The sequence below is a fragment of the Streptomyces sp. BK340 genome (assembly GCF_007827595.1).
GTDB lineage: Bacteria > Actinomycetota > Actinomycetes > Streptomycetales > Streptomycetaceae > Streptomyces.
In genome coordinates this window covers 599,813-612,643 of record NZ_VISR01000003.1, presented here as the reverse complement: position 1 = coordinate 612,643, position 12,831 = coordinate 599,813, and the positions used below count along the sequence as shown (strand labels likewise).

7 protein-coding genes and 3 pseudogenes are annotated in these 12,831 nt (G+C 71.3%); 7 read left to right on the top strand and 3 right to left on the bottom strand.

What is annotated here, in order from left to right:
• Nucleotides 1-7: 7 nt before the first annotated feature.
• The 3 genes and pseudogenes from FB157_RS09335 to FB157_RS09325 form a co-directional block, all read left to right on the top strand.
• On the top strand, nt 8-1,294 hold the full coding sequence (locus FB157_RS09335) for a lipase family protein (protein WP_145877804.1): 1,287 nt from the start codon (nt 8-10) through the stop codon (nt 1,292-1,294).
• 88 nt (nt 1,295-1,382) lie between these two features.
• Nucleotides 1,383-1,598: pseudogene (locus FB157_RS09330) on the top strand (p-hydroxycinnamoyl-CoA synthetase); the annotation flags it as partial.
• Nucleotides 1,594-1,911 (top strand): annotated as a pseudogene (locus FB157_RS09325) (MaoC/PaaZ C-terminal domain-containing protein); the annotation flags it as partial. The pseudogenes FB157_RS09330 and FB157_RS09325, both read left to right, overlap by 5 nt.
• A 4-nt stretch (nt 1,912-1,915) precedes the next feature.
• Here the strand turns inward: FB157_RS09325 and FB157_RS09320 are convergent.
• Together FB157_RS09320 and FB157_RS09315 are read right to left on the bottom strand one after the other, a co-directional pair.
• Nucleotides 1,916-2,758: a hypothetical protein gene (locus FB157_RS09320; RefSeq protein ID WP_145877800.1), complete on the bottom strand. Its 843-nt coding sequence runs from the start codon at nt 2,756-2,758 to the stop codon at nt 1,916-1,918.
• Nucleotides 2,758-4,218, bottom strand: a pseudogene (locus FB157_RS09315) (PHP domain-containing protein); the annotation flags it as partial. The gene FB157_RS09320 and the pseudogene FB157_RS09315, both read right to left, overlap by 1 nt.
• A 132-nt stretch (nt 4,219-4,350) precedes the next feature.
• On the opposite strand from FB157_RS09315, the gene FB157_RS09310 reads away from it, so the two are divergent.
• The 4 genes from FB157_RS09310 to FB157_RS09295 are packed head-to-tail and all read left to right on the top strand — an operon-like array spanning nt 4,351 to nt 10,789.
• Nucleotides 4,351-5,115, top strand: a complete 765-nt coding sequence (locus FB157_RS09310) for a DeoR/GlpR family DNA-binding transcription regulator (protein ID WP_145877945.1) — start codon at nt 4,351-4,353, stop codon at nt 5,113-5,115.
• Complete coding sequence (locus FB157_RS09305) at nt 5,112-6,449, top strand: 6-phospho-beta-glucosidase (RefSeq protein WP_145877798.1); 1,338 nt, start codon at nt 5,112-5,114, stop codon at nt 6,447-6,449. The genes FB157_RS09310 and FB157_RS09305 overlap by 4 nt, the downstream gene beginning before the upstream one ends.
• A 32-nt stretch (nt 6,450-6,481) precedes the next feature.
• On the top strand, nt 6,482-9,535 hold the full coding sequence (locus tag FB157_RS09300; RefSeq protein ID WP_145877796.1) for a glycoside hydrolase family 38 C-terminal domain-containing protein: 3,054 nt from the start codon (nt 6,482-6,484) through the stop codon (nt 9,533-9,535).
• A gap of 3 nt (nt 9,536-9,538) precedes the next feature.
• Nucleotides 9,539-10,789: an alpha-L-fucosidase gene (locus FB157_RS09295; RefSeq protein ID WP_145877795.1), complete on the top strand. Its 1,251-nt coding sequence runs from the start codon at nt 9,539-9,541 to the stop codon at nt 10,787-10,789.
• A gap of 242 nt (nt 10,790-11,031) precedes the next feature.
• Here the strand turns inward: FB157_RS09295 and FB157_RS09290 are convergent, their stop codons facing one another.
• Nucleotides 11,032-12,720 carry a carbohydrate binding domain-containing protein gene (locus tag FB157_RS09290; protein ID WP_145877793.1) on the bottom strand — a complete coding sequence of 563 codons (1,689 nt, stop codon included), beginning with the start codon at nt 12,718-12,720 and terminating at the stop codon, nt 11,032-11,034.
• Between the last annotated feature and the right edge of the window lie 111 nt (nt 12,721-12,831).

Genomic DNA, 12,831 nt, shown 5'->3' with positions numbered 1-12,831 from the left:
CTCCCCCATGCCCAGGAAGCCGCTGCCGAGAAGAGCCGCACTGCTCGCCGCCGCGGGCCTGCTGGGCGGACTGCTGACAGTGCCGGCGGTGGCTGCGGAGGCCGGGACGCCGGAGGCGTGCTCCGCCGCTGACGCCGACATCTACCGGCCCCCGGACACCCCCACCGCCGCACCGGGAGCCGTCGTCGCCTGCCGCAAGGCCGACGCGCTGCCCATGGTGATCGGCGGCCCCCCGCTGAACGCCTGGAAGGTGCAGTACGGCTCCACCGACGGGCGGGGCCGGCCGGTCTCCGTCGTCGGCATCGTCGTCGTGCCGCAGAAGCCGTGGACCGGACCGGGCGCGCGGCCGCTGGTCGCGTTCGTGCCGGGCACGCTCGGCATCGGACCGCAGTGCGCGTTCTCCAAGCAGCTCGCCGGCCAGTACCAGGACGCCTACGAGGGCCCGAACATCGCGGCGCTGCTCAACGCCGGTTACGCCGTCGCCGCAACGGACGGCCAGGGCTACATGAACGGCCAGGTCCACCCGTACGCCTCGGGGGCGGAGGCCGGTCACGCCGCCCTCGACATGGCCCGCGCGGCCTCCCGGGTGCCCGGCGCCGGGGTGAGCCCCGAAGCCGAGGTCGGGATCTGGGGCTACTCGGAGGGCGGTTCCGGCAGCCTGTGGGCGGCCCAGCTCGCCCGGTCGTACGCCCCCGAACTGAACGTCGTCGGCTCGGCCTCCGGCGGGATACCCACCGACCTCAAGCAGGTGGCGAGCAACCTCGACGGACGGTTCTTCGCCGGGTTCCTGGTGGACGCGTTCATCGGTCTGTCCGTCACCCATCCCGACCTGCCGTTCGACGACCTCCTCGACGACAGCGGGCACAAGGCCGTCAAGGACGCCGAGTCACTGTGCGCGGTCGGTACCGTGAGCCGCTTCCCGGGCGCGCGGATCGAGCAGTACACCAAGGACGGGCTGACGCTCGACCAGATCTACGCCCTGCACGGCCCCGACGGCGCCACCTGGGGCGACGCCGTCGAGGCCGGCAAACTGGGCGCCGGGGTCGGCACCCCGGGCTCGGGCGCCCGCTACGAGATCGGCTTCCCGGTGCTGCAGTACCGCGGCCTGGCGGACGAGGTGATCCCGGCGCAGATGGCGAGTGAGACCCGCCGCGCCTACTGCTCGGCCGGGATCAGGACCCAGTGGACGTCGTACGTCGGTGACCACCTCACCGGCGACGCCCAGGCGGTGGGCGATGTCGTGGCCTGGCTCGGCGACCGGTTCGCCGGAAAGGAGACGAAGGGCAACTGCTGACCCCCGCGGCGGAGTTCGCCCGCTCGTGAACATCCCCGTGCCGGAGCCCCACGGCACGGGGACTTCGCCGATGACGGCGAGGGTTCGCGCGGTCATCGGTGTCCCGGACGACAGGTGGGGCGAGGTGCCCCGCGCGGTCGTCGTCCCCGAGGCGGGCGTGGACCTCGACCCGGACGAGGTGCCGGCCTCGCCGGCCGGCCGGCTCGCCAAGTACAAGATCCCCAAATCGCCGGTGGTCGCGGACGAACTTCCGCGCACCGCCTCCCGAAAGCTGCTCAAGCCCCGGGTGCGCGAGCACTGTGGACCGCGAACGTGCCGAGAAGGGCCCGTTCGGCGCCCCGATCGCCCACGGCTACCTCACCCTCTCCCTGTTCGTCCCGCTCTTCACCGAACTGCGGGACGTCCAGGGCGTGACCACGAAGGTCAACTACGGGCTGAACAGGGTGCGTTTCCCCGCTCCGGTGAAGGCGGGCTCGCGCATCCGGCTCGCCGCGCGGCTCGCCTCCGTCGAGGAGGTGCCGGGCGGGGTGCGGATCGCCGTCGACGGCACGGTGGAGAGCGACGGCGGCGGGAAGCCCGCCGCCGTCCTGCAGAGTCTCTCCCGCTTCTACGCGTGAGCGGTTACTGCTGCCGGTACGCGTACACGGTCGTCGCGATCGCGCACACGCCCGGCGGGATCACCTCGGCCCGCAGCGTGCCGCTGCCCGGGTCGTAGTCGACGCCCTCCGCCTCGAACGTGCCGGTGCACACGCTCTTCTGCTCCAGCCCGAAGAGGCCGGTCACCGTGCCGGTGACCGGCTTGCCGTCCAGCGGGTGCGGCAGGTCGACCCGGAGCAGCGGCCTGCTCTGCGGGAAGAGCGTGCCGGAGGCGTCGTCCGAGGCACACACCAGCCGGGTGGCGGTGACGAAGTCACAGCCCTGGATGTCCCGTACCGGCTTGTCCAGGCTGATCTGCCCGGCCTGCGCCAGCGAGCCGCCGGTGGCCGGCGTGGCCGGGTTGATCAGGGGCGCAGGGAACACCTGGAGCCGGTTCTGGTCGCCCCACTCGCCCGACACCAGCCACTGGCCGTCGGGCGAGACGGTCGCGAAGGAGTTGTTCACCCTCTCGCCGGGATCCAGCCGGTGCACGTAGTCGTACCGCTTCCCGGAGGGCGTCGTGACCGCGTACATCTTCGACGTGGCCGAGTCGGCGCCCTGGTAGGCGTCGAAGACGTAGCCGCGCGCGATGTCCGGGTCGCCCACGTGGTTCCAGCCCTTGATCCGCAGGTCCAGCGGGATGTCCAGCAGACCGCGGTGCAGCAGCGAACCGTCCGCCCGGCTCGCGAGCCCCTGACCGCCGCCGAGGGTGTCGGTGTACGACGTCCCGGTGTGCGTCCACTGGGGGCCCTCGGCCGCGGAGGCGCTCGGGGCGCCGAGGGCCAGCGTGCCCAATAAGGCGGTGAGGGTGAGGAGATGACGTCTCATCAGACTCCTGCCACGTCGACGAAGATGGGGTTGGAATAGAACCACGTATCGGCCCACGGGTCACCGTTTCCGGGCTCGTGGGTGACCGGCCCGTACGGGTCGATCGCCGCGCCGAGGTATCCGGCGCCGTGCCGGTGGCCGTCGCTGCCGCGCAGGCGCACGTAGAAGGACTCGTCGCCCGCGGTCAGCGGGATGCGCAGGGTGTACGTCCCGTTGCGACCGCTGACGTCCTTGCTCCGGACGACCTTGGTGTCGGGCGCCTGCCAGCTGTCGCGGTCGGCGAGGGGGCCGCGCACCGCACCCCGGATCACGTCCACGTGCGCCAACTCGGGCAGGATTCCCTGCGGGTTGGCCCGGGAGGCGGTGGTCACCGTCACATACAGCGTGACCTTCTCACCCCTGCGGACACGCAGCCGTCCGCCCAGCGTGACGCCCCGCCCGAAGTCGCAGTCCCGCTTCAGCCGCACGTCGAGTCCGTCGAGCAGATGCCCGTGGTCCAGCCAGACGCGGCCCGCGCGCAGGCCCGCCATCACGGCGCGGTAGCCGTAGCGGGTCACACCGACATGGGTGCGGCTGAACTCTCCCGGCCAGAAGTCGCTGCCGGGCTGCGGAGTGTCCGTGTCGACGGGGTCGGGCAGCCTGCCGGTGTTGTCGAAGTTCTGGCCGGGCTGCCAGTCGCCGTTCTTCCAGGTGTCGAAGACGGTCCGGTGGTTGTCGGAGTTGGTGGTGATCGAGAACAGCCGGCCCTCGGCCAGCATCGAGTCCCACAGGCCGCCGACCGTCGCGGTCGCCCAGTCGAAGCCGCCGTACGTGAGGTAGGCGTCGGCCGGGTAGCCGGCGAAGGAGTTGGCGGACGGCTTGTTCTCGTACTCGCCGCGGATCGACGTCGAGTCGCGCCGACCGGGGAAGGCAGCGTGGTTGGCGAGGACCAGGACGTCGTCGACGTAGCCGGTCCGGCGCTGCTCGGCCAGCCACTGGATGGCCTTGACGGCATGGGCCTCGTTGCGGGCGGTGTCGGGGCTGCCCGGGGCGCCGTCGGTGTAGCCGAGCAGCTTGCCGTCGTAGGCCAGCTCGAACCGGGTGAGCAGGTCGGCCTCGTGGGGGCCGGGGGCGGCGAACACCGTGCAGTGCTCCGCGGCCGGGATGTACCACTCCAGGCCCTGGAAGACCAGCTGACGCGGGTTCTCGGCGCGGGCCTTGAGGATCTCCTGGTGTTCCAGCGCGGCGCCGTAGCGGGCGTGCCCGAAGTTGGCGTGCTCGTTGAACACCATCCAGTCCAGGCCGTACTTGGCGGCGGCCTGGGCCTGCTGCGAGAACGTGTACTTGGCGTCGTGGCTGTAGACGGAGTGGACGTGGTGGTCGCCCACGAGGTGGGCGAGGTGCGGAGGCGACCGCGCCCCGCGAGGCGGGCCGGGCCCGGCGGACCGGGTCGTCGCCGCCGAAGCTGCGTGGCGAGCGGCTCGTCGTCGGAACTGCTCGTCAGAACTGTTCAATTTCGGTGCACGGAATCGTGCGCCGCTGCGGGAGATTGGTCAATACCCGAGCAGAAGCGTGCATGGATTTGATTGAAGATGACGAGTAGTGTTCATGCCGTGCTGGCGGAACGACGACACCGACTCATCCTGCGGGCCCTGCGCTCCGGCGGCCCCGCGGCCGTGACCGACCTCTCCGAACAGCTGGGCGTCAGCCCCGCCACGATCAGGCGCGACCTGGTCAAACTGGAGGAGGACGGCCTGCTCACCCGGGTGCACGGCGGCGCGGTCGCGGAGGAGGGCGACCAGCCCTTCGCCGAGGTCGCCGAGATGCGCGTGGCCGAGAAGGACGCCATAGCGGCGCGTGCGGCGGCGATGGTGGAGGACGGTCAGTCGGTGCTGCTCGACATCGGCACCACCGCCTACCGGCTCGCCCGCCAGCTGCACGGCCGCAGACTCACCGTGATCACCAGCAACCTGGTGGTCTACGAGGAGCTGGCCGACGACGAGGGCATCGAACTGGTGCTGCTCGGCGGCATGGTCCGCCGCGAGTACCGCTCCCTGGTCGGCTTCCTCACCGAGGACAACCTGCGCCAACTGCACGCCGACTGGCTCTTCCTCGGCACCAGCGGAGTACGCCCGGGCGGGCAGGTGATGGACACGACGGTCGTCGAGGTGCCGGTCAAGCGCGCCATGATCAAGGCGGGTGACCGGGTCGTGCTGCTCGCCGACGCGGCGAAGTTCCCGGGCACGGGGATGGCGAAGGTCTGCGGTCCCGAGGACCTGGACGTGGTGGTGACGAACGCGCCGGTCGACCCGGTGACCCGCTCCGCACTGGCGGAGGCGGGCGTCGAAGTGGTCCTGGCGGGAAGGGTGCAGACGTGAAGCTGACGATTCTGGGCGGCGGCGGATTCCGGGTGCCGCTCGTGTACGGGGCGCTGCTGACCGACCGTGCCGAGGGGCGGGTCACCGAGGTCGTCCTGCACGACCTGGACGACAGCCGGCTGTACGCGGTCACCCGGGTGCTGGAGGAACAGGCGTCGGCCGTCGCCGACGCCCCCCGCGTGACCGCCACCACCGACCTCGACGAGGCCCTGCGCGGCGCCGACTTCGTCTTCTCCGCGATCCGCGTCGGCGGCCTGGAGGGCAGGGCGAACGACGAGCGGGTGGCCCTCGCGGAGGGCGTCCTCGGCCAGGAGACGGTCGGTGCCGGCGGGATCGCCTACGGTCTGCGGACGGTGCCGGTCGCCGTCGACATCGCGCAGCGGGTGGCCCGCCTGGCGCCCGACGCCTGGGTCATCAACTTCACCAACCCGGCGGGACTGGTCACCGAGGCCATGTCCCGGCACCTCGGCGACCGGGTCATCGGTATCTGTGACTCGCCGGTCGGCCTCGGCCGCCGTATCGCCCGGGTCCTCGGCGCCGACCCGAACGAGGCGTGGATCGACTACGCCGGCCTCAACCACCTCGGCTGGGTACGCGGCCTGCGCATCGCGGGCCGCGACGAACTCCCGCGCCTGCTCGCCGACCCCGGTCTGCTCGGCTCCTTCGAGGAGGGCAAGCTCTTCGGCACCGACTGGCTGCGGTCCCTCGGCGCGATCCCCAACGAGTACCTGCACTACTACTACTTCAGCCGTGAGGCCGTACGCGCCTACCAGCAGGCCGAGCAGACCCGCGGCGCCTTCCTGCGCGACCAGCAGGCGCGGTTCTACGAGGAGGCCCGGCGCGCGGACGTCTCCGCCCTCGACGCCTGGGACCGCACCCGCGCCGAACGCGAGGCGACCTACATGGCCGAGGCCCGGGAGACGGCCGGTGCCGGTGAACGCGACGCCGACGACCTCTCCGGCGGCTACGAGAAGGTGGCCCTCGCCCTGATGCGGGCCATCGCCCGGGACGAGCGCACCACCCTGATCCTCAACGTCCGCAACCAGGGCACCCTGTCGGTCCTCGACCCGGACGCCGTCATCGAGGTGCCGTGCCTGGTCGACGCCAACGGGGCCCACCCGGTCGCCGTCGATCCGCTGCCCGGCCACGCCGCCGGTCTGGTGTGCGCGGTCAAGGCGGTCGAGCGCGAGGTGCTCGCCGCCGCCGAGTCGGGTTCGCGCGCCACGGCCGTGAAGGCGTTCGCGCTGCACCCGTTGGTCGACTCCGTGAACGTGGCCCGCAGGCTGGTCGAGGGCTACACCCAGGTCCATCCGGGCCTGGCGTATCTTGGGTAAGCGCTTTCCCTCCCCGCTTCCTGGAGACTTCCATGCACGATGAACGCCGCCGGATCGAGGAGCGCGTGGAGCGGCTCCACCACCAGCGCATCAAGCCCGCGATCTACGCGGCCACCGTTCCCCTCGAAGTGGAGTCCTGGCAGGCACCGGGAGAGCCGGTCTCCTTCGAGGAGGCCGCGGCCGCGCCGTACGAGCCCTTCGCGCCGGACACCCCGTGGGGACCGCCCTGGGGCACGACCTGGTTCCGGATGCGCGGCCGGGTGCCCGCCGGATTCGCGGGCCGGCGCGTCGAGGCCGTCATCGACCTCGGCTTCGTGGGCGACTGGCCGGGCAACCAGGCCGAGGCGCTCGTCCATCTGACGAACGGCACGCCGCTGAAGGCCGTCAACCCGCTCAACCAGTACGTGCCGATCGCCAGTCCGGCGGCGGGCGGTGAGACGGTGGACTACCTGGTCGAGGCGGCCTCGAACCCGGACATCCTCGCCAATGACTTCGCGGGCCCGACCCCGCTCGGCGATGTCCTCACGGCGGGCGACCGTCCCCTGTACACCTTCCGCCGCGCCGACATCGCCGTCCTCGACGAGGAGGTCTGGCACCTCGACCTCGACGTCCAGGTGCTGAGCGAACTGATGCTGCAGCTGGGCGAGCACGACCCGCGCCGGCACGAGATCATGCACGCACTCGACCGGGCCATGGACCTCCTCGACCTGGACGACGTCTCCGGCTCGGCCACCGCCGTGCGCGAGGCGCTGGGGCCGGCCCTGTCCAAGCCCGCGAACGCGAGTGCGCACCTCATCTCCGGAGTCGGCCACGCCCACATCGACTCGGCATGGCTGTGGCCGATCCGCGAGACCAGGCGCAAGACGTCCCGCACCTTCTCCAACGTGACCGCCCTGGCCGACGAGTACGAGGAGTTCGTCTTCGCCTGCTCGCAGGCCCAGCAGTACGAGTGGGTGCGTGACAACTACCCGCAGGTGTGGGCCCGCATCCAGGAGTCCGTCAAGAAGGGCCAGTGGGCACCGGTCGGCGGCATGTGGGTGGAGGCCGACGGCAATCTGCCCGGCGGCGAGGCCCTCGCCCGCCAGCTCGTCCACGGCAAGCGCTTCTTCATGGAGCACTTCGGCGTGGAGACCAAGGGCGTGTGGCTGCCCGACTCCTTCGGCTACACCGCCGCCTACCCGCAGCTGGCCAGGCTCGCCGGCAACGACTGGTTCCTGACCCAGAAGATCTCCTGGAACCAGACCAACAAGTTCCCCCACCACACCTTCTGGTGGGAGGGAATCGACGGCACCCGGATCTTCACCCACTTCCCGCCGGTCGACACCTACAACGCACGCTTCAGCGGCGAGGAGATGGCCCGCGCGGTCCGTAACTACAGCGAGAAGGGCGGCGCCACGCGCTCCCTGGCCCCCTTCGGCTGGGGCGACGGCGGTGGCGGCCCCACCCGCGAGATCATGGAGCGGGCCCGGCGGCTGAGGGACCTGGAGGGTTCCCCGAAGGTCGAGATCGAACACCCCGACGCGTTCTTCGCGAAGGCCCGCGCCGAGTACCCCGACGCCCCGGTCTGGGTCGGCGAGCTGTACCTGGAGCTGCACCGCGCCACCTACACCTCCCAGGCCCGCACCAAGCAGGGCAACCGGCGCAGCGAACACCGGCTGCGCGAGGCCGAGTTGTGGGCGACCACGGCCGCGCTGCACGCTCCGGGCTACACCTACCCGTACGAGAAGCTCGACCGCCTCTGGAAGACGGTCCTGCTGCACCAGTTCCACGACATCCTGCCCGGCTCGTCCATCGCCTGGGTGCACCGCGAGGCGGAGGCCGAGTACGCCCGCGTGGCGGGGGAGCTGGAGGAGCTGACCGCCGAGGCGGTGGCCGCGCTCGGCACCGGCGGGACACGTGTGTTCAACACCAGCCCGTACGACCGTGCCGAGGTGGTCCGCACGCCCGGGGGGGCGCCGGCGTACGTGCGCGTGCCCGCGAACGGCAGCGCGCCCCTCGCGGACACGCAACCCCCGCAGCCGGTCACAGTCAGCGGCCGCGTCCTCGGCAACGGTCTGGTCCGGGTGGCGGTGGCGGAAGACGGAACGCTGTCGTCCGTGTACGACCTGCGGGCGGACCGCGAGGTTCTCGCCGAGCCGGGCAACCTCCTGCGCCTCCACACCGACCTGCCCAACTACTGGGACGCCTGGGACATCGACAAGCACTACAGGAACCGGTACACGGACCTCCTGGACGCCGACTCCGTCACCGTGGTCGAGGGCGGCCCGCTCGTCGGCGCGATCCGCGTCACGCGCTCCTTCGGCAAGGGCTCGAAGATCACCCAGACCCTCACCGTGCGCGCGGGCAGTCCCCGGATCGACATCGAGACGGACATCGACTGGCACGAGACCGAGAAGATCCTCAAGGCCGCCTTCCCGGTGGACGTCCGCGCCCCGCACTCCTCGGCAGAGATCCAGTTCGGCCACGTCCAGCGTCCCACCCACACCAACACCAGCTGGGAGGCGGCCCGTTTCGAGGTCTCCGGCCACCGCTGGGTGCACATCGCCGAGCCCGGCTACGGCGTCGCGGTCCTCAACGACTCGACGTACGGCCACGACGTCTCCCGCACGGTCCGCGAGGACGGCAGTACGACCACCACGGTCCGCCTGAGCCTGGTGCGCGCCCCGCGCGTCCCGGACCCGGGCGCCGACCAGGGCCGGCACCGGTTCACCTACTCCCTGCTGCCCGGCGCGGACATCGCGGACGCGGTCGCCGAGGGCTACGCGCTCAACCTCCCGCTGCGGGTGGCGGACGCGGCGGGCGCGCCGGAGCCGGTCGTCTCGGTGGCCGGCGAGGGCGTGACGGTCGAGGCGGTCAAGCTCGCCGACGACCGCTCCGGTGACGTCGTCGTACGGCTCTACGAGTCCCGGGGCGGGCGGGCGCGCGGTGTGCTGCGCACCGGATTCCCGCTCGCGGGCGCCCACGTCACCGACCTGCTGGAGCGGCCCCTGGAGGACGCCGTCGTGCGGGACGACGGCGGGGTCCGCGTCGCCCTGCGGCCCTTCCAGATCCTGACCCTGCGGCTGCGGCGCGCCGAGGTGGGCTGACCCATGGCCGTGCAACCCTGGTTCACCGATGCCAAGTTGGGGATCTTCGTCCACTGGGGCATCTACGCCGTCGACGGCGTCCAGGAGTCCTGGTCGTTCTACGACGGCATCGTGCCGTACGACCGGTACATGTCCCAGCTCGGCCGGTTCACCGCCGCGCGCTACGAACCACGCGACTGGGCGGCCCTGTTCGCCCGCGCGGGTGCCCGGTACGCCGTGCTGACCAGCCGGCACCACGACGGCGTCGCCCTGTGGGACACCGCGCACGGCGGCCTCGGCCTGGGCCGCGACCTCATCGGGCCGTACGCCGAGGCCCTGCGCGAACAGGGCCTGAAGGTCGGCCTCTACTACTCCCACTCCGACTGGAGCCACCCCGACTACGCCTCCACGCGCAGACCGGGCCGGCCGCCGGAGCAGGAGGACAACCGGTACTCCGAGGTCGCGGCCGAGTTCGAGGACCTGGCGGCCTGGGAGCGGTTCATCGCCTACCGGGACGGCCAGATCACGGAGCTGGCCTCCCGCTACCGGCCCGACCTGATGTGGTTCGACGGCGAGTGGGAACGCAGCGAGGAGCAGTGGCGCATCCCCGAACTCGCCGCGCTGATCCGCTCGTACACGCCGGACGTCGTCTTCAACGCCCGCATGCTCGGCGAGGGCGACTACGCCACGCCCGAGCAGGGCGCCCCGGTGGTTCCGCCGGACGGGCCCTGGGAGCTGTGCCTGACGGTCAACGACTCCTGGGGTTTCCGGCACCACGACCACAACCACAAGTCGCTCGACCAGCTGATCCGGTACTTCACGGAGACCATCGGCGGCGGTGGCAACCTGCTGCTCGACGTCGGCCCGCGGGAGGACGGGACGATCCCGGCCGAGCAGGCCGAACGCCTGGAGGGGCTCGGCGACTGGATCCGCGGACACGCGGAGGCGGTATACGGGACCGTGCGGGGACTGCCGGCCGGGCACCACTACGGTCCGAGCACCCTGTGCGGGGACCTCCGCACCCTGTATCTGGTGCTGTTCGACGCTCCGCGCGCCGAGATCAACGTACGCGGGCTGCTCTGCAGGGTGCGCCGGGTCAGTGTGCTCGGCAGCGGCAGGGAGCTGGCCCACCGGGTCACCGGCGGTCTGCACGAGGCGCCCGGAGTGCTGTGGATCGAGCCGCCCGCGCCCGCCGACCTCGACCCGCACGCCACGGTGCTCGCGGTGGAACTGGACGGTGAGCTGGAGCTCTACCGGGGAGCGGGCCGCTCCTGACGGCGGTGCACCCGCTTCGGCCCCGGGACATGTGCATCGGGTCGGCCGGTCGCCCCCCGTGACTGCGACCGACCGACCCGATCCCCCGTTGGTGCTTCCCCCGTTGATCCCCCGTGTTTCCGATCCCCCGTGTTCCCCGTTCCTGTATGTAGAGCGGGCAGGTCGCCGCCTGATACACCCCCGGGCGGAAAAAAATCCCCCGGCTCGGGAGCCGGGGGATCCGGGTCGTTCCGGTGCCGTGCTCAGCCGGTGAACCCGGCCGTGATCGAGGTGAACTGCCAGGTGTTCTGGCTGATGCCGGAGCAGTTGCTCACCACGCCACCGCCGGGGCACGGCCGGTCGCGGTTGACCGCCCAGTACGCGAGCCGGGCGATGTGGTGCGAGTTCGCCCAGTCGCGGATCTGGGTCCAGATCGCCGGCGTGGTGTTCTCCTGCTGGTCGGACAGGCCGTTCATGCCGGAGATGCCGATGTGGGAGTAGGCGGTCGCGTCGTCCCAGCCGAAGGTGGACTTCAGCTTGTTCTTCAGCCCCTCGGCCGCGTTGACCGTGTTGCCGTACATGTCGGAGCCGCCGCCGAAGTCGAACGGCATGATCGTGAAGACGTCGATGCCGGCGCCGAGCGACTGCGCCTGCTCGATCAGCCGGTTGCCGTAGTAGGTCGGGCCGGTGGTCGAGGTGCCGAAGGTGACGATGGTCTTCAGGCCGGGGTTGTTGGCCTTGACCGTCTTCAGTGCGGTGAGGATCTTCGCCTGGACGGCCTCGTTCTCGAACTCGTCCGTGTTCTCGATGTCCATGTCGATCGCCTTGAGCGAGTAGGCGTCGATCACCTTCTGGATGGCCCCGGCGAGCGCGCTCGACGAGGAGCAGTTGGCGCCCAGCTTGCTGCCCTGCCAGCCGCCGAACGACGGGACGATGTCACCGCCCGCCGAGCGGATCTGGTTGATGGCGGTCTGGTCGACACCTCCGGTCAGCGCCCGGCTGCCGTCCCAGGCCGGGGTGCAGCCGCCCGAGTCCAGCACGAACGCCATCGTGAACCACTTGACGCCGGTCGCGCTCATCACCGTGCTCGGGTTCGGCGGATCGCCCCAGCCCTCGTACAGGTACGGCGCAGCCTGCTTGAAGCCGGTGCCGCCGCCGCTGCCCGCGTCCGTGGTGACGGATAGGGAGTTGGAGGCCCCCGAGGTGTTCCCGGCCGCGTCCCGCGCCTTGACCGTGAAGGTGTAGGCCGTGCTCGGCGACAGCCCGCCGACCGTGGCGGACGTGCCGGACACGCTGAGCACCTGGTTGGAGCCGCTGTAGATGTCGTAGGCCGTCACGCCCACGTTGTCCGAGGAGGCGTTCCACCGGAGCGACACGCTCGACGAGGTCTTGCCGGTCGAGGTGAGCCCGCTGGGCGCGGTCGGCGCCTGGGTGTCCCCGCCGCCTCCGCCGCCGCCCGGCCCGTCCAGGCTGATGTCGTCGGCGTAGTAGGTGCCCTGTGCGTACCAGCCGTGCACATAGATGGTGGCGCTGGTCTGCGATGCACCGGTCGTGAACGAGACACTGAGCTGGCTGTAGGCGGACGGGGACGTCGTCCAGGTGGAGGCGCCGCCGTTGACGCCGAGGTACACGTACGAGCCGCGGACCCACCCGCTGAGGCTGTACGTCGTGTTCGGCTGGACCGCGACGGTCTGGCTGCACTGCGCGTTGTCGCTCGAGGTCACCGCGCCCTGCAGGGCCCTGGAACCGCCGTGTACGGGGGAGGAGACGACCGAGCCGAGGTTGCCGGTGCAGCTCCAGGGGGAGAGGCTGCCCGACTCGAAGCCGGGGTTGGTGAGGATGTTGGCGGCCTGAGCGGTGCCGGGGAGGGCGACGGCGCCGCCGAGCGCGAGGGCGGCGGTGCCGAGGAGGGCGAGGAGCCGACGTCTGGAACGTCTGAGTGTGTGGCGCACGCGATCTCCCTGTGGGGAATGGGGTGTTCGGGAGTGTGCAGGGGAGTGGGGGGTGCGCCAACCAAGTTGGTATGGACCAATCGGGGTGTCAAGGGGATGAACTCAGATTGG